The following is a 1,351-nucleotide window of genomic DNA, read 5'->3' as shown; positions in this document are numbered from 1 at the left end:
GGTTCTCCACAATAAAATGTGTCAGACATTGAAAAAAGCAGATTCTTCCTTTAACGTTAAAGTTAACCACAACTCAACATAAGAAAGGAAGATCTGCTTTGTATAAACAGTTTACTACAGACCTCCTTCAATTAACAAATTTCGATTTAAATGATGAAGGTGAACGAGTCTCTGATGGTTGGATCTTAGGTGTTGAGCCTAAGGCTCAACAATGTTATGTATGCCCATACTGCTTTGAGAGAAGTACCAATCATGCTCGTGATAAATATCGTGTATTGAAACACGCCTGGATATCTACTGAAGAAACAATTTACCTTAAGGTGCCGGTGCACCGGCAACGTTGTGAAGACTGTGGTATCACTTGGACAGTTAAATTCCCAGAAATACCTTGTCGTGGCACAGTAACGACTCATTTTAAACAAATGATTTCAAGGAAGTGCATCAAGCAATCATTCGCGCATGTTTCACGTGATATGCAGGTACCTGAGTCGACAGTAGCTCATTGGTTTTATCAATATGCCGAAGATGTTATGGCTGATCCTGAAAATTATGATGCTCCATCCGCTTTATGTTTGGATGAATTTGCTCACAAAAAGGGACATTCATATAGCATTGCATTAATGGATGCGCATACAGGACATGTCTGGCAAACATCACCAGGTAAAGACCGTGATAAGATTCAGGAGGCTCTTAAGCAATACCCGTTCTCTGCACCAAACGTTGTTTCAACAGACCTTGCGCCTGGCATGGCTAAGACAGTCCAAGAGGTTTGGCCTGAAACATCTATTGTGGCTGATAAGTTCCATGTCATCCAACTCTTCACGAAAGCCTTAGAACATACTCGTAGATTAGATAAGAATTATGCTACAAACCATAAGAAAATTCGTCATCAACGCAGACTTCTTATGACAAAACCTGAAAAGTTAAAAGAAGACGAGGTTGAAACTTTAAATGATTGGCTATCAGCCAATCCTCAGTTAAATAAACTCTACCAATTCCTACAAGATTTCAGGGGATTTTACGAAAATACAGAATATGACTTGGCTAAGCAGTGCTTTGAAGATTACTGTAAACACTACTTATTTCATGGAACTGGTCATATCCAGAAGATTGTAAAAACCTTATTACAGTGGAAACAAGAAATATTAAATTACTTTAAATATTCTATAACTAATGCACGTTTAGAAGGCACAAATAATTTAATTAAAACAATTAAACGTCGAAGTTACGGATGCCCCAATTTAGACAACTTTAATTTGCGCATTCGAATGGAATGCAAGCAGCCAACGGCATAATTAATAGAATTTGTACGTAAGAGGGAGATATAAGCACACTTTATTGGGGAGAGCCT

1 protein-coding gene is annotated in these 1,351 nt (G+C 38.0%); it reads left to right on the top strand.

Annotated elements, in window-relative coordinates:
• Positions 1–98 precede the first annotated feature (98 nt).
• Positions 99–1,295, top strand: a complete 1,197-nt coding sequence (locus tag AHA02nite_RS14935; protein ID WP_170236129.1) for an ISL3 family transposase — start codon at positions 99–101, stop codon at positions 1,293–1,295.
• Positions 1,296–1,351: the final 56 nt, after the last annotated feature.

It is taken from the genome of Alkalibacillus haloalkaliphilus (assembly GCF_007991275.1).
Classification (GTDB): domain Bacteria; phylum Bacillota; class Bacilli; order Bacillales; family Alkalibacillaceae; genus Alkalibacillus; species Alkalibacillus haloalkaliphilus.
The sequence above is the reverse complement of the archived record's forward strand: the minus strand, read 5'-3'. Positions and strand labels throughout refer to the sequence as shown.